The organism is Nocardioides luteus (assembly GCF_015752315.1).
In the GTDB taxonomy this organism is placed as follows: Bacteria; Actinomycetota; Actinomycetes; order Propionibacteriales; family Nocardioidaceae; genus Nocardioides.
The window spans coordinates 4,511,622-4,532,514 of record NZ_JADOVJ010000001.1 but is presented as its reverse complement, the minus strand read 5'-3'; the positions used below and the strand labels follow the sequence as shown (position 1 = coordinate 4,532,514).

At 69.0% G+C, this 20,893-nt stretch carries 23 protein-coding genes and 1 tRNA gene; 15 read left to right on the top strand and 9 right to left on the bottom strand.

The window, feature by feature from the left end:
- The first annotated feature begins 3 nt into the window (after window positions 1–3).
- The 4 genes from HD557_RS21735 to HD557_RS21720 all read left to right on the top strand — a co-directional run bounded on the left by HD557_RS21735 (window position 4) and on the right by HD557_RS21720 (window position 3,866).
- A complete protein-coding gene (locus tag HD557_RS21735) occupies window positions 4–1,029 on the top strand; it encodes a carbohydrate ABC transporter permease (RefSeq protein ID WP_196875429.1) in 1,026 nt (341 codons plus the stop codon).
- Entirely contained in the window at window positions 1,026–1,913 is an 888-nt protein-coding gene (locus tag HD557_RS21730) for a carbohydrate ABC transporter permease (protein WP_008363358.1), read from the top strand. Before HD557_RS21735 ends, HD557_RS21730 begins: the two co-directional genes overlap by 4 nt.
- An 88-nt stretch (window positions 1,914–2,001) precedes the next feature.
- Complete coding sequence (locus HD557_RS21725; protein WP_196875428.1) at window positions 2,002–3,180, top strand: acyl-CoA dehydrogenase family protein; 1,179 nt, start codon at window positions 2,002–2,004, stop codon at window positions 3,178–3,180.
- A gap of 80 nt (window positions 3,181–3,260) precedes the next feature.
- The gene (locus HD557_RS21720) at window positions 3,261–3,866 is read left to right on the top strand and encodes a GtrA family protein (RefSeq protein ID WP_008363360.1); all 606 of its coding nucleotides are present in this window, start codon (window positions 3,261–3,263) and stop codon (window positions 3,864–3,866) included.
- Here the strand turns inward: HD557_RS21720 and HD557_RS21715 are convergent.
- Complete coding sequence (locus HD557_RS21715; RefSeq protein WP_008363361.1) at window positions 3,823–4,422, bottom strand: Maf family protein; 600 nt, start codon at window positions 4,420–4,422, stop codon at window positions 3,823–3,825. The two genes, HD557_RS21720 and HD557_RS21715, sit on opposite strands and share 44 nt — an antisense overlap.
- Before the next feature lie 92 nt (window positions 4,423–4,514).
- On the opposite strand from HD557_RS21715, the gene HD557_RS28415 reads away from it, so the two are divergent.
- The 3 genes from HD557_RS28415 (at window position 4,515) to HD557_RS21700 (ending at window position 5,599) form a co-directional block, all read left to right on the top strand.
- Window positions 4,515–4,949, top strand: a complete 435-nt coding sequence (locus HD557_RS28415; RefSeq protein ID WP_196875427.1) for a DUF805 domain-containing protein — start codon at window positions 4,515–4,517, stop codon at window positions 4,947–4,949.
- 50 nt (window positions 4,950–4,999) lie between these two features.
- A tRNA-Leu gene (locus HD557_RS21705) sits at window positions 5,000–5,081 on the top strand.
- Between the two features lie 110 nt (window positions 5,082–5,191).
- Window positions 5,192–5,599 (top strand): hypothetical protein, encoded by a 408-nt coding sequence (locus HD557_RS21700; RefSeq protein WP_196875426.1) that lies wholly within the window; start codon window positions 5,192–5,194, stop codon window positions 5,597–5,599.
- Window positions 5,600–5,601: 2 nt separating this feature from the next.
- Here HD557_RS21700 and bcp read toward each other — a convergent pair whose 3' ends face one another.
- Complete coding sequence (gene bcp / locus HD557_RS21695; protein WP_196875425.1) at window positions 5,602–6,072, bottom strand: thioredoxin-dependent thiol peroxidase; 471 nt, start codon at window positions 6,070–6,072, stop codon at window positions 5,602–5,604.
- 81 nt (window positions 6,073–6,153) lie between these two features.
- Here bcp and HD557_RS21690 point away from each other — a divergent pair, with 81 nt between their 5' ends.
- The gene (locus tag HD557_RS21690; RefSeq protein ID WP_008363370.1) at window positions 6,154–6,411 is read left to right on the top strand and encodes a DUF3618 domain-containing protein; all 258 of its coding nucleotides are present in this window, start codon (window positions 6,154–6,156) and stop codon (window positions 6,409–6,411) included.
- 32 nt (window positions 6,412–6,443) lie between these two features.
- Window positions 6,444–6,770: a GroES family chaperonin gene (locus tag HD557_RS21685; protein ID WP_008363372.1), complete on the top strand. Its 327-nt coding sequence runs from the start codon at window positions 6,444–6,446 to the stop codon at window positions 6,768–6,770.
- Here HD557_RS21685 and HD557_RS21680 read toward each other — a convergent pair.
- The 4 genes from HD557_RS21680 to HD557_RS21665 all read right to left on the bottom strand — a co-directional run bounded on the left by HD557_RS21680 (window position 6,767) and on the right by HD557_RS21665 (window position 11,009).
- The gene (locus HD557_RS21680) at window positions 6,767–7,372 is read right to left on the bottom strand and encodes a class F sortase (RefSeq protein WP_008363373.1); all 606 of its coding nucleotides are present in this window, start codon (window positions 7,370–7,372) and stop codon (window positions 6,767–6,769) included. The genes HD557_RS21685 and HD557_RS21680 overlap by 4 nt on opposite strands.
- Window positions 7,365–8,552, bottom strand: coding sequence for a hypothetical protein (locus HD557_RS21675; protein ID WP_196875424.1), 1,188 nt, complete (start codon window positions 8,550–8,552; stop codon window positions 7,365–7,367). Before HD557_RS21675 ends, HD557_RS21680 begins: the two co-directional genes overlap by 8 nt.
- 150 nt (window positions 8,553–8,702) lie before the next feature.
- The gene (locus tag HD557_RS21670) at window positions 8,703–9,566 is read right to left on the bottom strand and encodes an HNH endonuclease family protein (protein WP_196876504.1); all 864 of its coding nucleotides are present in this window, start codon (window positions 9,564–9,566) and stop codon (window positions 8,703–8,705) included.
- Between the two features lie 171 nt (window positions 9,567–9,737).
- Entirely contained in the window at window positions 9,738–11,009 is a 1,272-nt protein-coding gene (locus HD557_RS21665; RefSeq protein WP_196875423.1) for a hypothetical protein, read from the bottom strand.
- Between the two features lie 489 nt (window positions 11,010–11,498).
- Here HD557_RS21665 and HD557_RS21660 point away from each other — a divergent pair, with 489 nt between their 5' ends.
- Window positions 11,499–12,170: a biliverdin-producing heme oxygenase gene (locus HD557_RS21660; RefSeq protein WP_196875422.1), complete on the top strand. Its 672-nt coding sequence runs from the start codon at window positions 11,499–11,501 to the stop codon at window positions 12,168–12,170.
- Window positions 12,171–12,186: 16 nt separating this feature from the next.
- Window positions 12,187–12,750: a TetR/AcrR family transcriptional regulator gene (locus tag HD557_RS21655; RefSeq protein ID WP_196875421.1), complete on the top strand. Its 564-nt coding sequence runs from the start codon at window positions 12,187–12,189 to the stop codon at window positions 12,748–12,750.
- A gap of 28 nt (window positions 12,751–12,778) precedes the next feature.
- On the opposite strand, the gene HD557_RS21650 is transcribed toward HD557_RS21655, so the two are convergent.
- Complete coding sequence (locus HD557_RS21650; protein ID WP_196875420.1) at window positions 12,779–14,254, bottom strand: multicopper oxidase family protein; 1,476 nt, start codon at window positions 14,252–14,254, stop codon at window positions 12,779–12,781.
- 240 nt (window positions 14,255–14,494) lie between these two features.
- Between HD557_RS21650 and HD557_RS21645 the strand changes: the two genes are divergently transcribed.
- From HD557_RS21645 to HD557_RS21635, 3 genes are read left to right on the top strand one after another with little or no spacing between them, the layout of a single operon-like run.
- On the top strand, window positions 14,495–14,710 hold the full coding sequence (locus tag HD557_RS21645) for a DUF2933 domain-containing protein (RefSeq protein WP_196875419.1): 216 nt from the start codon (window positions 14,495–14,497) through the stop codon (window positions 14,708–14,710).
- A 7-nt stretch (window positions 14,711–14,717) separates the two neighbouring features.
- On the top strand, window positions 14,718–15,395 hold the full coding sequence (locus HD557_RS21640; protein ID WP_196875418.1) for an ATP-binding cassette domain-containing protein: 678 nt from the start codon (window positions 14,718–14,720) through the stop codon (window positions 15,393–15,395).
- Window positions 15,392–16,924: an ABC transporter permease gene (locus HD557_RS21635; RefSeq protein ID WP_196875417.1), complete on the top strand. Its 1,533-nt coding sequence runs from the start codon at window positions 15,392–15,394 to the stop codon at window positions 16,922–16,924. Before HD557_RS21640 ends, HD557_RS21635 begins: the two co-directional genes overlap by 4 nt.
- Here the strand turns inward: HD557_RS21635 and HD557_RS21630 are convergent.
- Window positions 16,902–17,345 carry a hypothetical protein gene (locus tag HD557_RS21630; RefSeq protein ID WP_231380401.1) on the bottom strand — a complete coding sequence of 148 codons (444 nt, stop codon included), beginning with the start codon at window positions 17,343–17,345 and terminating at the stop codon, window positions 16,902–16,904. The two genes, HD557_RS21635 and HD557_RS21630, sit on opposite strands and share 23 nt — an antisense overlap.
- Window positions 17,346–17,524: 179 nt before the next feature.
- Here HD557_RS21630 and HD557_RS21625 point away from each other — a divergent pair, with 179 nt between their 5' ends.
- Entirely contained in the window at window positions 17,525–19,969 is a 2,445-nt protein-coding gene (locus HD557_RS21625) for a heavy metal translocating P-type ATPase (RefSeq protein WP_196875415.1), read from the top strand.
- Here the strand turns inward: HD557_RS21625 and HD557_RS21620 are convergent.
- A complete protein-coding gene (locus HD557_RS21620) occupies window positions 19,966–20,826 on the bottom strand; it encodes a F510_1955 family glycosylhydrolase (protein ID WP_196875414.1) in 861 nt (286 codons plus the stop codon). The genes HD557_RS21625 and HD557_RS21620 overlap by 4 nt on opposite strands.
- Window positions 20,827–20,893: the final 67 nt, after the last annotated feature.

The following is a 20,893-nucleotide window of genomic DNA, read 5'->3' as shown; positions in this document are numbered from 1 at the left end:
ACCATGCCGGACCCATCCACCACGATGGCGGTGACGGCGGGCGGCCTCTCCGAGGAGAATCCTTGGGGGGCCGCCCCCGGCCGGCGCCGACGCAAGCTCACCCTCGACCGGGCACTGTTCATGACGGTCTTCCTCGGCCTCCCGGTCGCGGTCTTCGTCATCTTCGTCGTGGTCCCGATCGGGCAGGCCCTCTTCTACTCGCTGACCGACTGGACCGGCTTCTCCCCGGTCATGAACTTCGTCGGCCTGGACAACTACGCCAAGCTGCTCGACGACGAGACGTTCCTCAAGGCACTGCGCAACAACGTACTTCTCACGATCGTGGTGCCCCTGGTGACGCTCGTGGCCGCGCTGGCGATCGCGGTGGTGGTGACCACCGCCGGTCCCAGCACCGGTCAGGTCCGTGGCCTGAACGGATCCGGCTTCTACCGGGTCGTCTCGTTCTTCCCCTACGCCGTCCCGGCCGTCGTCATCGGTCTGCTCTGGGCGCAGGTCTACGACCCGGCCGCCGGCCTGCTCAACGGCATGCTCACCGGCATCGGCCTCGACGGGTTCAAGGACTACGCCTGGCTCGGTGAGGTGCGGGCGGCGATGCCCGCCTCGATGTTCGTGATGATCTGGGCCAACATCGGGTTCTACACGGTGCTCTTCGTGGCCGCCATCAAGGGCGTCCCCGCGGAGATCTACGAGGCCGCCCGCATCGACGGCGCCGGCCGCTTCCGCACCGCCATCTCGATCACGCTGCCCTCGATCCGCGACAACGTGCAGACGGCCTACATCTACCTGGGCATCCTGACCCTCGATGCCTACGTCTTCATGGCCGCGCTCGCCCCCGGCGGCGGTCCTGCCAACAGCACGCTGACGATGAGCCAGCACCTGATGAACACCGCCTTCAAGAAGAGCCAGTTCGGCTACGCCACCTCCATGGGCGTCGTCCTCGCCCTGGTCACGCTGCTCTTCGCCGCCCTGGTCTTCGCCGTCTTCCACTTCGCTGGCGGGCGGGACAAGAAGGGAGACGTACGCCGATGAGCACCGTCACTCTGGACAAGCCGGTCGCTGCCCGCGCCGATCGCCAGCGGCGTACGCCCGGCGACGCGCTGGTCGCCGGTACCTCGCACACGATGCTGATCCTGTGGTCGGTGATCGTCATCGTGCCGTTCTGCTGGGTGGTGCTCTCCTCGTTCAAGACGTCCAAGGAGATCCTGTCCTCGCCGTTCTCGCTGCCCGCCGAGTGGAGCTTCGAGAACTACACCAGCGCCTGGACGAAGGCCGGCATCGGGACGTACTTCTTCAACACGGTCATCGTCGTCGGCACCGCGCTGGTGCTGGTGATGCTGCTCGGGGCGATGTGCGCCTACGTGCTGGCGCGGTTCGAGTTCTTCGGGCGCAACTTCATCTACTACTCGATGCTCGGCGGACTGACCTTCCCGGTCTTCCTGGTCATCGTGCCGCTGTTCTTCGTGCTCCAGGGCTTCGGGCTGCTCAACACGCTGCCGGGACTGATCCTGACGTACGTGGCCTATGCGCTGCCGTTCACCGTCTTCTTCCTCTACGCCTTCTTCAAGACGTTGCCCGACGACGTCTACGAGGCCGCGATGATGGACGGTGCGGGGGAGTGGCGCACGTTCTTCCAGATCATGCTGCCTATGGCGGCGCCCGGGATGGCCGGCGTGGCGATCTTCAACTTCCTCGGGCTGTGGAACCAGTTCCTGCTCCCGGTGGCGCTGAACACCCAGCGGGAGAACTGGGTGCTCACCCAGGGGATGGCGTCGTTCTCGTCCCAGGCGGGCTACAACGTCGACTTCGGGGCGCTCTTCGCCGGCGTGGTGATGACCGTGCTCCCGGTGCTGGTCGTCTACCTGATCTTCCAGCGGCGGATCGCCGGAACGGTCTCCACGGGCACGTTCCGCTGACCCTGATCTGACCCGGATCTGGCCCGGATCTGGCTCAGATGTGACGCGGGTCTCGCGCTCCAGGTTAATAAGCGCTAACCTGGAGGGCGTGACCGCTTTTCTCCAGCCCGAGCACGAAGAGTTGCGTGCTGTCGTCCGTGACTTCGCCCAGAAGGAGATCGCGCCCCATGCCTCGCAGTGGGACCGCGACCACCACTTCCCCGTCGATGTGGTCCACAAGATGGGTGAGCTCGGCCTGTTCGGCCTGACCGCCCCCGAGGCGTACGGCGGGGGCGACGGCGACCTCGTCGCGCTCTGCGTCGCGATCGAGGAGCTCGGCCGCGTCGACCAGTCGATCGGGATCACGCTCGAGGCCGCGGTCGGCCTCGGGATCAACCCGATCCTCACCTACGGCACCGACGAGCAGAAGGAGCGCTGGCTGCCCGACCTCGTGGCGGGCAAGAAGCTGGCCGGGTTCGGGCTGACCGAGCCGGGGGCCGGCTCCGACGCCGGCGCGACCGCGACCAAGGCCGTGCTGGACGGCGACGAGTGGGTCGTCGACGGCGCCAAGCAGTTCATCACCAACTCCGGCTCCTCGATCACCTCGGTCGTCACCGTCACCGCGCGCACCGGCACCCGCGAGAACGGCAAGCCCGAGATCAGCACCATCATGATCCCCTCGGGCACACCCGGCTTCACCGCCGAGAAGGCGTACGACAAGCTCGGCTGGCACGCCTCCGACACGCACCCGCTCTCCTTCGACGGCGCCCGGGTGCCGGCCGACCACCTCCTCGGCGAGCGTGGCCGCGGCTACGCCCAGTTCCTCGCCACCCTCGACGACGGCCGCGTCGCGATCGCCGCGCTCGCGGTGGGCTGCATCCAGGCCTGCCTCGACATGGCGCTGGAGTACGCAGGGGAGCGGCAGACCTTCGGCGGCCCGATCGGCCGCAAGCAGGGCGTCGCCTTCCAGATCGCCGATCTCGAGGTCACGCTGCGGGCCTCGCGCCTGCTGACGTACGAGGCCGCCGCGATGAAGTCGGGCCTCGACTCCGGCGCCGTGACCATGAAGGAGTTCAAGCAGGCGGCCGCCGCGGCCAAGCTGTACGCCACCGAGTCGGCCGTCACCGCGACCCGCATCGCCACCCAGATCTTCGGCGGCTACGGGTTCATGGAGGAGTACCCGGTCGCCCGCTTCTACCGCGACGCGAAGATCCTGGAGATCGGCGAAGGCACCTCCGAGGTGCAGCGGATGCTGATCGCAAGGGGCCTCGGTCTGCCCGTCGAGTGAGTGCGGATCTTACTGCGCGCTGAACAAACCGCGGCAAGTAATCAAGAGCCATCTCACCAATGACCGTTTACTGTGGCTCCATGGTGTTCGGGGGACAGCTGCTGGGACGGCTGCGTCGCACCCGCCTCTTCGGTGAGGTGGTCCGCTTCATGATGGTCGGCGGAATCGCGACCGCAGTCGCCTTCGTGCTGTTCAACGGACTGGTCCACGGCTTCTTCATGGGCGCCGGTCCGATGAACGGGCAGCCGATCCCGGCCTACATCATCGCCAACACGGTCGGCATGCTGATCAGCTACGACCTGAGCCGTCGCTGGACCTTCCGTCACCGGGTCTCGGACCATCCCGATGGCGGCTTCACGGCCTACGTCGTGATCAACGCGGTCACCATGCTGCTGCCGGTGGCGTGTCTCTACCTCACCCGCAGCGTCTTCGGCTGGGACAGCGCGATCGCCGACAACCTCTCGGCCAACGTGGTCGGGGTGCTGCTGGGCCAGATCGCCCGGTTCTTCCTGTTCCGGAGGTTCGTCTTCGGCCGCCCGATCCGTTACACGCAGGTCTACGGCAGCGTCGAGGAGGAGGCGGCCGCGCTCAGCGCCGCCGACGGTCGGACCTTCGCGGTGGCCCCGGACCGTCGCGAGCGGGTCACCGGTTCCACAGATCAGGCCACGCATGACCGAGCCGGCTGAGCAGGTCGCGTAGCAGCGGCAGGCTCAGGCCGACCACGTTGTGGTGGTCGCCCTCGATCCCGGTCACGAACGCACCACCCAGACCGTCGATCGTGAACGCCCCGGCGACGTGGAGCGGCTCACCGGTCGCGACGTACGCCGCGATCTCCTCGTCGCTGACGTCGGCGAAGTGCACCGTCGTGGCCGCGGTCTGCGAGACCTGCCGGCCGGTCGCGGTGTCGACCAGCGCGTGCCCGGAGACGAGTACGCCGCTGCGCCCCCGCATCTCCCGCCAGCGCTGGGTCGCCTCCTCCGGATCGTGCGGCTTGCCGAGTGCCTTGCCGTCGAGCTCGAGGACGCTGTCGCAGCCGAGCACGAGGGCGCCCTCGGGGACGTCCGGGCGACCGGCGACCGCGTCGCGCTTGAGCTCGGCGAGCCCCAGGGCGAGCTCGGTCGGCGCGAGGCCGTCGAGGACGCTCTCGTCGACGCCGGAGACGATCACCACAGGCTCGACACCTGCGCTGCGCAGCGTCTGCAGCCGGGCGGGGGACTTGGAGGCGAGGACCAGCGTGGTCATGGCTCCACCCTAGGGGTAAGGGTCCTTTACCTCGGTGTCCGTCCCGACTAGGTTTCGCACATCCAACCCATCTCAACGAGGAGAAATCCGACGTGACGGATTACCCGCCGCCCCCGCCCCCGCAGCAGCCGTACGGCGCTGGCCCCGTGGGGGAAGTTTCACTGAGCCAGCCGCTCCGCGGCGCGTCGCCCCGCGACGCCATCGTGCGCTTCTTCAAGAAGTATGCCTCCTTCGAGGGCCGCGCCAGCCGGTCCGAGTTCTGGTGGGCGATCCTGTTCACCTTTGTCGTGAACATGGCGATCAACCTGATCCTCGGCGCCGACTCGACCGCCGGCACCATCGTCGGGTCGCTCTTCGCGCTCGCCATCCTGGTCCCGCAGCTCTCCGTCGGCGCCCGCCGCCTGCACGACACCGGCCGCTCCGGCTGGTGGCAGCTGCTCTACCTGACCTGCGTCGGCGTCATCGTGCTGATCGTCTTCTGGGCGCTCCCGGAGAATGCCGAGGGCGACAAGTACAACGTCGCCTGACCGGCGGCTAACCACGAGCGGCGATCAGTCTCTAGACTGATCGCCGCTCGGCCGAAGTGGTGGAATTGGCAGACACGCAGCACTTAGGATGCTGTGCCCCAGGGCGTGCGGGTTCAAGTCCCGCCTTCGGCACACAGAGTCCGGGTACGGCCCGGGGCAGACCAGGGGCGATCCCCATGGACAACGGGTACCTGACCCTCAAGGATGGAAGAACAACACCCCATCCAGAGAGGGATGAAGTCATGTCGTTCAAGGACAGCGCGTCCAACTGGCGCGATGGCGTCCAGAAGGGCGTCGAAGGCGCCAAGCCCGCAGTCGAGGACGCCAAGGTGAAGTCGGCGCCTCACCTTGTCACCGGCGGCGAGAAGACCATCGAGAAGGCCGGCGAGTTCAAGGCGCAGATCGAGGCCAAGCGGGCCGAGATGGCGTCGGCTCCCGACGCCGACTCGCCGCGCAACCAGGCGATCTCCGGCCTGCTCCAGGTCGGCGCGGCCGCCACCGAGGTCGCCGCCCACGCGGGCGAGTGGTTGAAGGAGACCGGTGCCAAGTGGAGCGCCGGCACCGGCCCCGTGGTCGTCGAGCCTCCCAAGGAGATCCCGGGGGACGTACCTCCTCCGCCGGACTTCCAGAAGCCCGACGACCAGCAGTAGGCCTACCCCACCAGGTTGAGGTCGCGGCGGAGCTTGGCGACGTGACCGGTCGCCTTGACGTTGTACTGCGCGACCTCGATCTTGCCCTCCTCGTCGACCACGAACGTCGAGCGGATCACGCCCTCGACGACCTTGCCGTAGAGCTTCTTCTCGCCGTAGGCGTCGTACGCCTTGTGCACCGAGAGGTCCTCGTCGGAGGCCAGGGTGATGGTGAGCCCGTCACGCTCGCGGAACTTCGCGAGCTTGGCGGGCTTGTCCTTCGAGATGCCGACGACCTCGTAACCGGCGGCCTTCAACGAGTCGATCGAGTCGGTGAAGTCGCAGGCCTGCTTGGTGCAGCCGGGGGTCATCGCGGCGGGGTAGAAGTAGACGATCACCTTGCGGCCGCGGAGGCTGCTGAGCGAGACCTCCGCTCCGGTGTCGTCGGGAAGAGTGAAGTCGGGGGCAACATCGCCCGGCTCGAGACGCGTCATGTCGACAACCTACCCAAGAGATCGAGCGAACCGCAGCGGTGGAGCACGCAGTGGACGTACGCCGGTTGCTAAGGTCTGGGCATGTCCAAGGACCAGACTTCCTCGCTCGAGTCCGAGATCGAAGAGATCCGCGAGCGGCTCGCGGGCACCATCGACGAGCTGATCTACCGGGGCAGCCCGAAGACGATCGTTCAGCGCCAGGTGGCGGCCGTGAAGGCGGTCTACGTCGACCCGGTCTCCGGCGAGCCGAGGATGGGCAACATCGCCAAGACCGTGGGCGGAGTGGTGGGCACCGTCCTGCTCATGGCGACGCTGCGTAAGATCACCAAGGTCAACTGACCCATCCCCCCACCGGCAAGGCAAGACGGAACGTGACCGACAAGACCCCTATCAAGATGCTCCACGACCGGGTGCTGGTCGAGGTCGGGTCCGACGCCGGGGAGCGTCGCTCCTCGGGCGGCATCGTCATCCCGGCCACGGCCGCCATGGGCGCGGCTCGGCGGCTCACCTGGTCACGCGTGGTCGCGGTCGGCCCGCACGCGCGGGCCGTCGAGATCGGTGACCGGGTCCTCTTCGACGCCGACGACAAGCCCGAGGTCGAGGTCGCCGGCGAGGTGTACGTCCTGATGCGCGAGCGCGACGTGCACGCCGTTGCCGCGGAGCGGATCGCCGACGAGTCGACGGGCCTCTACCTCTAGCTCTTCCTCTGCGCCTTGGGCAATGCGTTGAACCGGTGCGCCATCACGACGATGTTGCTGTCGTAGGACGAGCCGTTCCAGTCGGTACAGGTGATGATCACCAGCCGGCCGTCGCCGTGGTCCTGGCCGAAGATCCGCTGGGCCTGCTCGGCGAGCTCCTTGCGGCTGAGCACCTCGACGGAGTCGACCTGGTGCTGGAAGGTGCCGTCCTTGGTGACGATGTCGACCTCCTGCCCCTCCTCGATGTGGTCGAGCTTGTTGAGGCTGCCGCCACCGGTGTGCACGGTGTGGCCGGTGACCACCGTCTGACCTTGTGCCGAGCCAGGCTTGGCGCTGCCGACCCACCAGCCGATCTCGCGAGGGTTGCGCGGCGGGTCGAGCACCTCGCCGTCGAGACGGATCGGGACGACCTTGGCCTTCGTGTTCAGCCCGGGCAGCTCGAGGCGCTGCGGAGCGCCGGGTGGCACCTCCACCGCGGCGCTGCCGCTGGGCCACACCAGTCCCGCCAGCACCATCGCCACGGCGAGCACGACCAGCGAGGTCCACAGGCTGCTCGCCGCCGCGGCAAGCCGCGGCGACGAGTCGGTGTGAGTCTCAGCCACGCCGCAACATGCGGACGTACGTCGCCACGCCGGCGCCCGCGGCCGCGAGGAGCAGCAGGGTGACGAGGGCGATACGACCGGCGCTGCCGTCGTCGTAGCTCTCCATCCCGGCGGTCACGACGGTCGGGACCGAAGCCGGCGGGTTGTCCGCCTTCGGCGGGTTCTTGACCGTCTTGGCGATCGGGCTGTTCGGGCCGCAGCTGCTGGTGCCGATGGTCAGGTGGGCCAGGCTGCCACCGACGAACTCCTGGGCGGCCGGGAGGACCTTCGCGTCGAGCGCGGTCACCGTGATCGCGCCCGGCGAGGTGGTCTGGGCGTTGAGGGTGATGTCGAGGACGTTCTCCTCCAGCGGCGCGAGCTGCGTCTCGATCTGGCCGAGGGCCGTGTCGAGCACCTGCGTCTGAAGCTGGTCGAGCCCACCGTTGGCCGGTGCCAGGGCGCCGTTCAGGGCCTTGGTGAACTGGGTGCGCAAGGCATCCAGAATCGCGTCGGTCACTCCGGTCAGGTCGGTGACGACCTTCTGGTTGACGTCGGGGTCGACCGGAAGGTCGACCAGGGTGACGTCGCCGACCGTCGGGACGGTGATGTAGGCCCGGCTGTTCGCCAGGCTGCTGTCGCCGGAGGCCTTGTCCTTGTCGGCGGTGCAGCTGCTCTGGACGGCGCCGAGGTCGAGGTGCAGCCCGGGGTCACCCATCGCTGCGAGGAGATCCTTCAGCGCTTTCGAGAGCGGATCGGTGACCTTGGTCTGGCTCAGCCCGACCTTCTCGAGCTCGGCGATCAGCTGCCGGTCGACACCCTGGAACAGACCGGACGAGACGAGCTCGACGTCGGCGAAGTCGAGGCTGGCCGCATCGAGCGAGATGTTGTCGCCGCCGCTGAGGCAGTCGCCGGATCCCACGGCGACCACGGTCGCGCCGTCTCCGGCCAGGCCCGAGCAGGCTGCCGAGGTGGCGTCCTTGGTGGCCACGGCGTCCTGGGCCAGCGTGCCGGCGTGGATCGCCTTCTGTCCGCCGAGCGCGGTGATGAGCGGCTCGTTGGTGCCTTCGGCGGACTCGGTGGAGCCGTTGTTGGTGACGGCATAGGTGCCGGTGTCCCTCGCCCCGGTGCCGGCGAGCTCCAGGCTCAGCGCGGTTGCGGACGCCTGCGACACCGTCGCGGCGCTCGCGGGTGCGGCTGACAAGGCAACCATGGCAGCTGCGGCCGCGACTGCGGCTCCTCGCGCGATGAGTGTTGTGCGCACGTACTTCTCCCCTCCCTTTGACCTTCGTCACACTCAACGGGGTGGGACAACGGGGGTTACGGGCGAGTAGCCCGCTTCTGCAGGGCGGAATCAGCTGTCGCAGACGGTGCCGTCGCGGTCGCCGTCGCGATACCACTCGTACTCGGTGTCGCGTCCCTTCCGGTAGGGCCCGTAGCCCTTCGCGGCGGCCTTGGCGCAGGTGTCGAAGCGGGGGTCCTCGCCGGTGCCGCCCGCGGGCACCTCACCCTCGCCGCGGTCGCCCTCGGGCTGCTCGGCCCGGGCCAGACGTACGGTGATCACGGGGTTGTCGCAGCCTGCCGCGATCCGCTTCAGCGCGGCCTTCTCCGCACGGTCCACGAAGAGGCTCCAGCGGATCTTCACGGCGACCCAGTCGGCGACGTACGTGCAGTGGTAGCTCGTGGCGTCGGGCATCCAGTCGGCCGGGTCCTGGTCGCCCTTGCTGCGGTTGGTCGCGGCGGTGACGGCGATGAGGGCGCGCGGGTCGCCGAGGTCGTTGGCGTACGCCTCCCGCTGCTCGTCGTTCCACGCGTCGGCGCCGGACTCCCAGCTCTCCTTGAGCGGGACCATGTGGTCGATGTCGAGGCCGCCGGGGCGTTTGAGGGTGACGCCGTCGTACGTGGAGAGCCAGGTGCCCCGGCTCACCTCGCACCTGCCGCGTACTTTCTTCCTCGACTCCTCGAGGAGCACCTCGTTGCGGGCGTCCTGACAGTCGCCGTCGGCGTCGACCCAGTGGTTGAACTTCTCCCGCTCGTAGCCGGAGGTGACCTCCTTGGCGACCGGGAGCTTCGCGATGGCCTCGGTCAGCGGGAGGCTGACCTCCTCACCGCTCTCGGCGCCGTATCCGGCTTGGACCGCGGTGTCGGGCGGGGAGATCTCGGCACAACCGGCGCAGAGGAGTACGACGGCGAGCACGGTCGCCAAGGGGCGCAGCATGGGGGGACTCCAGAGAGTTGGGGAAGAGCTCTGGGGAGCATCGGGGGCGGCGCAACTTTGTCGGATCCTGCAGCGGTCGGCACGCAGGCGCGCCGCCCGGTCGCTCACCCCAAGAAGAATCCCGGGCCAAGGCTGGAAGCCTTGGCCCGGGACGGGGTGCTGATCAGTGGATCAGGCGTGTGCGCGGCGCAGCAGGAACCACCGGGTGGCGGCAGCGGCGGCGACGAGCAGCACGAGCGCGCCGGCGGCGAACCCGCCCTTGGCGGCCGGCGACGAGAGCAGGTTGAGCTCGGCGTTGGCCGGGGCGTTGTCGGGCTTGGCCTGAACGCTGGTGTCCGGGTCGGACTTGTCGCCGGAGACGACGACGTCGACGTTCTTCTTGTCGCCGGTGGCCGCAGCCTTCTCCTCGGCGGCGGTGAGGCCGTTGGTGCCGCAGGTGCTGGTGCCGATGGCGACCTTGGCGGCGGTCGGGACGCCGACCTTCTTCACGGCGTCGAGCACCTTGATGTCCAGAGCGGACACCTCGAGCGACTTGGCGGTCCCGGCCTGCTTGTTCAGAGTCTGCTTGTTCAGGGTGAGCTTCACCAGGTCGGTCTCGAGACCCTTGAGCAGCACGGCGAGCTGCTCCTTGATGTGCTCGATCAGGTCGACGCGGATGGAGATGTCCAGGCCGCCCGCGGCCTGGCTCTTCAGGCCCGACTGCAGCAGCGTGTCGACGCGACCGAGAACGGCGTCGGTCACCGGGGAGAGGTCCGGGACGACCGTCGTGTTCTTCTTCGGGTTCGCCGGGAGGTCGGCGACCTTGATGTCACCCTTGCCGGGGACGTTGACGGTGACGGCGGCGTTCTTGAGCTGGGTGTCGCCCTTGAACGTGCTGCCCTTCGCCACGCAGGTGCTCTCCGCGGCGTCGAGGTCGACGCCGACCGAGAGGCCACCGACCTTGGTGAGCACGCCGGAGACGACGTTCTGCACCAGGTCGTTGACCGGGCCGAGCTTGACGTGGAAGTCCTTGCTCTCGTCGTTGAGCACGTAGTCGGTGGTCGCGCCCAGCTTCTGCAGGTCGAGCTCGGCCAGGTTCACCGTGACGGCCTCGCCCGGCTTGACGCAGCTGGAGCCGTCGCCGATGGAGACCAGGGTCGCGCCCTTGCCGGCCAGCGCCGAGCAGGCGCCGGAGTAGACGGTGCCGTTGCGGAGTGCGGCGGCGGCGTCCTGGGCGAACACGCCGACGGAGAGCAGCTGCTGCTCGCCCTCGAGGAGGGGAAGGGCCGGCTTGTTGGTGCCGGAGTTGACGGTCTTCTTGCCGTTGTAGGTGGCGGTGTAGCGGCCGGTGTCCGCCTTGACCTTGTCAGACACGTTGACGGTCAGAGCGACCGACGACGCCTTGGCCTGGGGCTTCTCCGCCGACGCAGTCGCCGGGGCCGCGGTCACGGAAAGACCGATCATCGCGGTCGCCGCAACAAGGGCGGCTCCGCGGACCGAGAGTGGGGAGCGCAAGTGACTTCTCCAATGGTGTTGATAACTGTCGATGACAGGGCACGACGAGTAGAAGTCAGCCTCTGCAGCCCCCCGGTTGCTGTGACTCGCCGTGACGAAGCGGGGAGTCTAGCCACGTCGATTCGCCGTCGCCCAGCGCTCAATCCAGACCCGAGGTCACAGAATTTCCCCGTAACTTCGCCGGTAACACGTCGTGCTCGGGGCCGATTTCGAGGCAGAAATGACCAATGTCCCGGAAGTCGCCTTCGATATGGATCGGCCGTATGGATCCTGTGCCCGGGCTGTTCTTTTCCGTCCGGATTGTAAAAACTCGTTCTCAATCACGATCGAGTGCTACTTAGGGTAACCTAACCAAGGCCTTGATGACTTTCTGACAGTGTGTCAATATCTTTGTTCGGAACGCCGCCCGCCCGACGCCCCGACCTCTCTGGAGCACACATGTCCGCCCTCCTTGTCGACGAGACCTCCGGAGCTCCGCTCTCCGCACTGATGCGCGAGGGCTCCCGGGTCCAGCACACCGCCGCCGAGACCTCCTCCTTCATGGAGGAGCTGTTGGCCGGACGGGTCAACAAGCAGGGGTACGCCGACTACCTGCTGCGCCTGCGCAAGGTCTACGTCGCGCTCGAGTCGGTGGGCCGTGACCTGGCCGCCACCGACCCCATCGCCGCGGCCGTCCACGACCTCGCGCTGGAGCGCCTGGCCGCGATCGACGCCGACCTGGCCGTGTGGGCGCCGGGTGTCGAGCGCGACGGCGTGGAGTCGGCGGCTGCCGATGCGTACGCCGACCGGATCGAGGCCACCCGGGCCTGGGGCGGTCTTTACGCGGCCCACCACTACACCCGCTACCTCGGCGATCTCTCCGGTGGCCAGGCGATCGGCCGGCTGCTCGACCGGTTCTTCGAGCTCGACGGCGAAGGGGTGGCGTTCTACGAGTTCGCCGAGATCCCGAAGCCGAAGCCCTACAAGGACGGCTACCGCGCCCGCCTCGACGCCCTGGACCTCGACCCTGCGGAGAAGATGCGCATCGTCGAGGAGGTCCAGGTCGCCTTCGGTCTCAACCAGGCGCTCTTCGAGGAGCTCGGCGCTCGCCTCGACACCTATCGCACGTGAACTAGGGTTCGTTCTCGTGCCCCGTATCGCCGCCGAGAACGTCGCCGAGCACCGCAGGCTGGTGCGCGAGCGGATCTTCGAGGCGTTCGCGGAGCTGATGGCCGAGGGCAGCTATGACGCCGTCACCATGTCGAAGCTGGCCCAGCGCGCCGACATCGGGCGCACCGCGATCTACCACCACTTCAAGGACCGCGATGCGGTGATGGTCGCGTTCGCGACCCACGAGACCTCGGAGTACGTCGCTTCCCTCCAGGCACAGCTCGCGGCGAGTGAGCATCCGGCGGAGCGGCTGCGGATCTACGTACGCAACCACCTCGCGCTGGGCGAGAAGTTCCACATGGGCTTCGGACCCCAGGTCTACGGCGGGCTCCCGGAGGAGGCCCGCCAGGAGATCCGCGAGCACATCGTGGCCGTCGAGCAGGTCCTCGCCGAGATCCTCGAGCAGGGCGCCGACCGGGGCAACTTCGTCGTCACCGACGTCGACGCCACCCTCGCCCTCGTCCACGCCGTCCTCGGCACCCGCCACCTGCCGGCCGAGCGGATCGAGGAGTTCGTCCTCCGCGCCGTCGGCGCCCTGTGACCTCGGCCCGTGCCCCGCGCGAGCCGGGTCACCGCCGGTAGGAGAGCACGGTCATCATGCCGGTCTCGGCGTGGTAGACGTTGTGGCAGTGCAGTGCCCACTGGCCGGGGTTGTCGGCCTGGAGATCGACCTCGAGGCTCTGATGGGGGCGCACGACCACCGTGTCCTTGCGGACGCCGCTCCCCGTTAGCGCGAAGGTGTGGCCGTGCAGATGCATCGGGTGGAACATCATCGAGGTGTTCCGTACGCGGAGGCTGACCCGTTCGCCCTGCGCCACCTCCAGCGGATCGGCGTCGGGGAACGCGGCACCGTTGATCGTCCACCGGTAGGACATCATCCCGCCGCCGAGCACGGCGTCCAGTTTTCTGTCGATGCTCCGCGAACCGAGCCGCACACCGTCCGCCGCGGCCAGATCGGTGCCCAGCAGGACCTGCCGGTCGAGCTCGCGAACAGTCGTCCCCACCGTTGGCGCGGCGCCTGCGCCGGTGCGCACGAGCGCCAGCCCCACACCGGACTTGCCCTCAGCCTGCGCGACCAGCGGGAACACCCCGTCAGCGAGATCGACGATCACGTCGTACCGCTCGCCCATGCCGATCAGCAGGGCATCGGTGACGACCGGTCTCACCGGAAACCCGTCCGAGTGGGTGACCGTCAGCCGATGGCCGCCGAGAGCGACCCGGAAGGCGGTGTCGGAGCCGGCGTTGACGATCCGGACCCGGGCCCGCTGCCCGGGGCGACCGGTCAAGGTCACCGGCGCGCGAGGGGTGCGTCCGTTGATCAGGTAGAGCGGGTAGTCGACGTCTCCGGCGCTTCCCAGCAGTTCCGACTGCATCGTCCGGTCCATCATCCCGCCGTGCCCCGTGCTCGATGCCAGGCGCTCCAGCACATCGTCGGGTGTCTGTCCGGTGCCGTCGATCCAGTCGTCGAGGACGACGACCCACTCCTGGTCGTAGTCACCCGGCTCGGCGGGGTCGTCGACGATCAGCACGCCGTACAGGCCACGATCGAGCTGGACCCCGGTGTGCGGGTGGAAGAAGTACGTCCCGGGGTCGGCGGTGGTGAACTCGTAGACGAACCTCGATCCGGCGCTGATCGGGTCCTGGGTCAGGCCCGGCACGCCGTCCATGTCGTTGCTCAACGCCAGCCCGTGCCAATGGATGCTCGTCTCGTCGGGGAGGTCGTTGGTGAGCTCGACCCGCAGCAGGTCACCGGCCCTCGTCCGCAGCTCGGGCCCGGGTAGGGCGTCGTCGTACGTCCAGGTCGACACCGTCCTGCCGCCCAGGTCGACGGATCCGGGTCGAGCGGTGATGCTCCGGGTCACGACACGCTGCCCCGACGTACGGCGCAACCGCTCGGCTGCACGGACCGCGTCGGAGTGCGGTCCGACGGGTCGGGACGTGCCTGGACTGCCGGAGCCGCCGCACGAGCCCAGGGCCCCGGCCGCCAGGACTCCGAGAGCGCCGCGCACGACAGCCCGGCGCCCGATCTCAGGGTCCTGCCACATGACTCTGCTCCTCTCGGCACGTCCTCTCGGCCCAGCCCTCCGCGTCATCGTCACAAGCGACGAGAGGGGAGCAGCAGGGCAGCAGGAACCTCGCCCGGGGTCGAAGGACCGCTCGCACCGAGGACCTTCGCCCGGGACCAACTGCCCCCGGGCCGTCGCCCAACTGCCCTCGCCGCGGACGGTGTGCAGGGCCAGGCTGAGGTCAGGCGGCTCGACCGCCGGACGCTGAGGAGAAGACCGATGAAGACCTCGAACCTGGGCCTGTTCGCCGTCGCGGCAGCAATCGCTTTCGTGGGGGCTCTGTGGGCCGGCGTACCCTTCGGGTCCCTTGCTGTGATCGCCGTCCTTCTGCTCTGCCCGCTGATGATGATCTTCATGATGAAGGGCATGCAGGGCGGCGGAGGAAGCGAGCATCACGACGCCGACCATCGGCGCGACCCGCGCTCACACCGCTAGGCGAACGATGAGCACCGCGGACCTTGACGTGATGCTCGAGCCCGTAGCGGTGAGGAACGTGCTCGTCGCCGCGGGGATCGTGAAGTCGTTCCGTCGAGGCTGGTGGCCTCGGCGGCGCCGGCACCCGGTGCTGCGGGGGATCGATCTGGAGCTCGGTGCGGGCGAGGTGGTGGGCCTCGTCGGCGAGAACGGATCAGGAAAGTCCACCATGATGAAGATCCTGGTCGGGGCCCTGGCCCAGGACGAGGGAACGGTGACCCACGAGGGGCGCATCGGATACTGCCCCCAGGTCCCTCAGGTGTACGGGCGGCTGACCTGCGACGACCACGTCGAGCTGTTCGGCGCCGCCTACGGGCTCACCTCCGCGCGGGCCCGTACCTCGGCCGAGGGCCTGTACGAGACCTTGGGCTTTGCACGCTACGCCGACGTACGAGCCGATGAGCTGTCCGGTGGCACGCTGGCCAAGCTCAACCTCTCCCTGGCTCTTCTGGCCGATCCCGAGGTGCTGTTGCTGGATGAGCCTTATGCGGGATTCGACTTCGACACGTACCTCAAGTTCTGGGACCTGGTCGCCGAGCGTCGGGCCGCGGGCCGCAGCGCCCTGATCGTGAGCCACTTCGTCGTCGACGAGGACCGCTTCGACCGGATCGTGGAGATCCGCGACGGAAAGGCGGTCCCGCGGTGACCTGGTGGACTCTCGCGCGCGGCTTCCTGCGTGACTACGCGAGGAACTCCACCAACCTGATCGTGCTGGTGCTGGTCCCGGTCGTCTTCGTCCTCGTCGCCGCGGACTCGCTCGCGGACGCGGCGCGGCTCCTCGGCGGTGACGGCACGGCGTTGGAGCAGGCCACGGCGGGGTGGGCGGCCGGATTTCTCGCGGCGGTGGCCATGTACTTCCAGGTCTCGGCCGCCCGCGACACCGACCGTCGGCTGCTGTTGTGCGGAGCTCGGTCGCTCGCGCTCGTCACGGCCCGGCTCGTGACGGGCACGTTCCTGGCAGTGGCCGCGACTGCCGTCTCGTTGACCGTGCTGGCGCTGCGGCAGCCCTTGGACCACCCGGTCCGGCTGATCATCGGCACCACCATGTTCGCGCTGGTCTACCTCGGCATCGGCGCCGCCGTCGGCAGCATCGCCCGCGACCCGGTGAACGGCACGGTCGTCGTGCTCTTCGTGTGGATCCTCGACGTGTTCTTCGGGCCGACCCTGTCCTCGAGCGAGAGTCCGGTCACCCGTGTGCTGCCCACCCACTTCATCTCGCTGTGGCTTGCCGACACACCCTCGGGGCACGCGGCCTGGCTCGGCGACGTGGGCATCAGCGTCGCGTGGGTGGCCGCATCGCTGGGCGGCTCGGCGTTGCTCATCGCCCGCACCTCGGCTGTCGGCCGCGGCAGCCGCCGGAGCAGGCACGCAGCCGGATCCCGCAGCGACCAGTACCGCCGGGGCCTCGGCACGGGCATGCGGGAGCTGGTACGCAACCCGGCCATGTGGGTGCTGCTGGCGGTCGTGCCCGCCGTGTTCATCGTGCTCTCCGACGTCATCACGCCGCACGGACACACCGGGATCGCGGTGCGTGAGAGCGGTCGGCTGGCGGTGAGGATGTTCGACCCGGCCGAGATCCATGCGGGAACGATGGCTCCCATCGCCGTCGCGTCACTGGCCATGCTGGTCGGCCTGTTCACGGTCCTCGCCACGGGCGACACCGATCGAAGGCTGTGCCTGGCAGGGCTGCGTCCGGGAGTCCTCCTGGCGGTCCGGCTGACCACGATCGGTGCCGCGGTGCTGGTCGCGGCAGCGGTGTCGCTCGCCGTCACAGCGGCGGTCTTCTCCCCGGCACACTGGCCCGTCTACGCCCTGGGGAACGTGCTGGTCGCCGCCACCTACGCCCTTGTCGGGGTACTCGTCGGACCGCTCTTCGGTCGGGTGAGCGGAGTGTTCCTCGCCTTCCTGGTGCCGTTCCTGGACGTAGGAATCTCCCAGAGCCCGATGCTGAGTGCCCAGCCGGACGCGTGGGCGAGATGGCTGCCGGCGTACGGAGGCACACGGCTCGTCCTCGACGGCGCGCTCACCGCCTCGTTCGATGAGGTGGTGCCGCTGCTGTACGCGGTCGCCTGGCTGCTCGCGCTCGCCGCACTCAGCAGTCTGTTGTGGTGGCGGACCAGTGCGGGCCCGACCTCCTGGGCAGCGCTCGCGTTCAGTGGCCGTGCTCGTCCGTAGAACCCGGGCCGTGGTCCGTCGGGCTCGAGGGCGGCGGGGTGTCGCTGTTGCCGGAGATCGCCGGTCCGATCACGAAGGCCGACAGGGAGAACAGACCGGTGAACACGGCGACCGCGATCGTCGGCCCCCACAGCGACTGGAACCGCCGGTGGAGGCGCCGCAGCATCGGCACCGAGAGCAGCAGGCCGATCGCGTAGAACAGAGCGTTGCCCGTGGAGCCGGTGATCAGCGCCGCCCCCGCAAGGAGTCCGATGTGGTGCAGGACGTGGGGAGCGATCCCCAGGACTGTGCCGGTCACCGCGCCGACGGTGTCGCGAACCGCACCCCATCGGCTCGCAGGCTCCGGTCGGGCGTCATCGACGGCACGCCGCCCGGCATTCGAAGGGCCGACGCGGCTGGCGCCGGTCGTGATCCACGGCATGGCTGTGCTCCTCTCGGCGGAACTCCTCTCCATCTTCACGAGCGGGCTGGGGAATCAGCAGGGCAACAGGGACCTTGTGAGAGGTCCAAAGGCCCCTCTCCCCAACGACGTACGGGCCTTGCCGTGGTACCCCGTAGGGGTATGCTGTGGAAATGGTCACTGGTGAAGGACGGCACAGCATGAACCACGAGCATCAGCACCACCGTGACCCGGCCGGCAGCCACGACGGTGCGGTGACAGCCGTCCTCGAGGTCTCGGGAGTCCATTGGGCATCGAGCAAGGCGGTGGCCGAGTCCGTTCTCGGGCGTCGGCCGGGTGTCCTCGGCGTGGAGGCCAACCCGGTTGCTCAGACGGCGACCGTCACGTTCGATCCGGAGCGTACTGACGTGACGCAGCTGCGCGACTGGGTCCGCGAGTGCGGCTATCACTGCTCCGGGCAGTCGGTGCCCGACCACATCTGTGACCCGCTCGCGTCTCCCGGCGACCATGCGGCCCATGGGGACCACGCGGCACGTGCGGACCACGCGGCACATGCGGACCACGAGCACGCTCCCACGATGTCGCCGCACGAGGCGATGGGGCACGGGGGTCACGAGGGCATGTCGATGGCCGACATGGTCACCGACATGCGCAACCGGTTCCTGGTGGCCCTGGTGCTCTCGATCCCGATCCTGCTCTGGTCGCCGATCGGGCGCGAGGTCCTGGGCTTCGACGGCCCGGCGCCGTTCGGGCTGCGCGACGACGTGTTCAGCCTGATCCTGTCGATCCCGGTCGTCTTCTACTCGTCGTGGATCTTCTTCGACGGAGCCTGGCGCGCGCTCAAGGCGCGCACGCTCGACATGATGGTGCTGGTCGCGGTCGCCATCGGTGCCGGCTGGCTCTACTCCCTCGGGGTCACCCTGACCGGCGGTGGCGAGGTCTTCTACGAGGCCGCCACGGTGCTGGCGGCGTTCGTGCTGCTCGGCCACTGGTTCGAGATGCGCGCCCGCGGCGGAGCGAACGACGCCATCCGTACGCTGCTCGACCTCGCCCCACCCCGGGCGACGGTGATCCGGGACGGTCAATTTGTCGACATGCCGACCTCGGAGGTCAGGGTCGGAGATCTGCTGCTCGTACGTCCCGGCGCGAAGATCGCCACCGACGGCATCGTGGAGGAGGGCGAGTCCGAGGTCGACGAGTCCATGGTGACAGGGGAGAGCCTGCCGATCCACAAGGCACCCGGCGACGCGGTCACCGGCGCCACCGTCAACGCGAGCGGGACGCTGCGGGTGCGTGCCGCGAAGGTCGGCGCGGACACCGCGCTCGCGCAGATCGTGGCGCTCGTGCAGCAGGCGCAGAACTCCAAGGCCCCAGGCCAGCGACTGGCCGACAAGGCCGCCTTCTGGCTCGTGCTCGTCGCGCTGATCGGTGGAGCCGCCACCTTCCTGGTCTGGTGGGCCACCGGCGCCGCGGTCACGACAGCGCTCCTGTTCGCGATCACGGTCGTGGTGATCACCTGCCCCGACGCGCTCGGGCTCGCGACGCCGACCGCCATCATGGTCGGCTCCGGTCTGGGCGCGAAGCGCGGGATCCTGTTCAAGAACGCCACCGCGATCGAGACCTCGGCACGTATCGACACCGTCGTCATGGACAAGACCGGCACCCTCACCAAGGGGGAGCCGGAGGTGACCGATGTCGTCCTCGGCGACATCGACCGTACGCGGCTGCTGGCGCTGGCCGGTGCCGTCGAGCGCGAGTCCGAGCACCCGCTGGCCCGCGCCGTCGTCCGGTACGTCGACGAGGCCGCTGTCCCGAGGTTGCGGGCGACCGGCTTCCGCAACGTCACGGGTATCGGCGCCGTCGCCGAGGTCGACGGGCACCGGGTCGCGGTCGGCAACCGTCGGCTGCTCGAGTCCGAGGGCATCGACGAGGCAGATCTGGGTCGCCGGCGCGACGAGATCGCCGCCGGTGGGCGCACCGCGATCTTCGTGGCCGTCGACGGCCGCGCGGTCGCTGTGGTCGGCATCGCCGACGCCATCCGGGAGACCTCCACGGCTGCCGTGGCGGCTCTGCACGAGGCCGGCATCCACGTGGTCATGCTCACCGGCGACAACCGGGCCACGGCGGAGCGGATCGCCGCGGAACTCGGCATCGACACGGTGATCGCCGAGGTGCTGCCGCAGGACAAGGCCGAGCAGGTCGAGAAGCTGCAGGCCGAGGGCAGGGTCGTCGCGATGGTGGGCGACGGGGTGAACGACTCACCCTCGCTCGTCCAGGCCGATGTCGGTATCGCGGTCGGGGCTGGGACCGATGTGGCCATCGAGGCGGCCGACGTCGTCCTCATGCGATCCGACCCGCTCGACGTCCCCGTCGCCCTGCTCATCGGCCGCGGCACCCTGCGCAAGATGCGTCAGAACCTGGGCTGGGCCGTGGGTTACAACGCCGTCGCGCTTCCCATCGCGGCCGGCGTCTTCGTACCGGCGTTCGGGCTGATGCTCCGCCCGGAGATCGCGGCCCTCTCGATGTCGGGTTCGAGCTTCCTGGTCGCGGTCAATGCGCTCCTGCTGCGGCGCCTGCGGTTGCCGGCCCCGGCAACCGCAGGCGAGCCGTCTCGGGCGGGTGCAGATTCGCCTGTCCGCTCCTAGGAGCTCGACAGCACCCGCTCCCAGCTTTCGCCGTCGTCGCTCGAGCGGTACGCCTCCTCGGCCGTGGCGGCGTACCAGCCCTGCTCGGTGACCGTGAAGGCCGCGGGACGGCCGCCGATGGAACCGGCCTCCTGCCAGCTCTCGCCCCAGTCGTCGCTGACCCGGACGACGCCGTCCGGACCGATGCCGACGAGGTCGCCGTCGGCCGTGATGTCGACGTACGCGGTGACCAGACCGCCGAGCTCCTGGGCCTGGCCCGTGGACGCATCGATGCTGACGAGCTGTCCGTCGCCGGTGGTTGCGTAGAGCTGCTCGGCCTCCTCGGTGGCGGCGACGCTGACGAGGTCGCCGGTGAGGATCTCCTCGAACTGCTTCCGGTCCTCGGTGCGGAGCAGGCGGCCGGTGGTGGCGTCGTACGCATAGAGGAGCTCGCCGGCCGGCTCGAGGATGTGGAAGTCGGCCTCACCCTGGAGCGCGAGCGGCGTCCAGCTCTCGCCGGCGTCGGTGGACTCGATCAGTCCCAGGTGCGGCGGGAGGTCCTCGGTCAGATCGGGGTGCCCGCTGCCGAGGAAGTGACCGGGACCGACGACGGTGAAGCCCATGGTGTCCTGCCACCGGTCGGCGACACGCTCCGCTTCGCCCGCGTCGTCGACGCGGAAGAGGCCGAAGTGGGTCGCGACGTAGAGGGTGTCGTCGGCGGGATCGACCCCGAGGCCGTGGATGTGACCCACCTCGGTCGCGTCCTCGGTGTGGCCGTCGGCGGCCGGTCGATCAGACTGCGGATCCGCGCCGCAGGCGGTCGAGAGAAGGGCCGTTGCCACGACGATGGTCAGGGCAACGGGGGAGGTTCGGTTCATGAGGTTGCTCCGGAAATCGAGGGAGGTGTCGGGCAGGCACCGGGCCTGCCCGACACACGTGGACGAC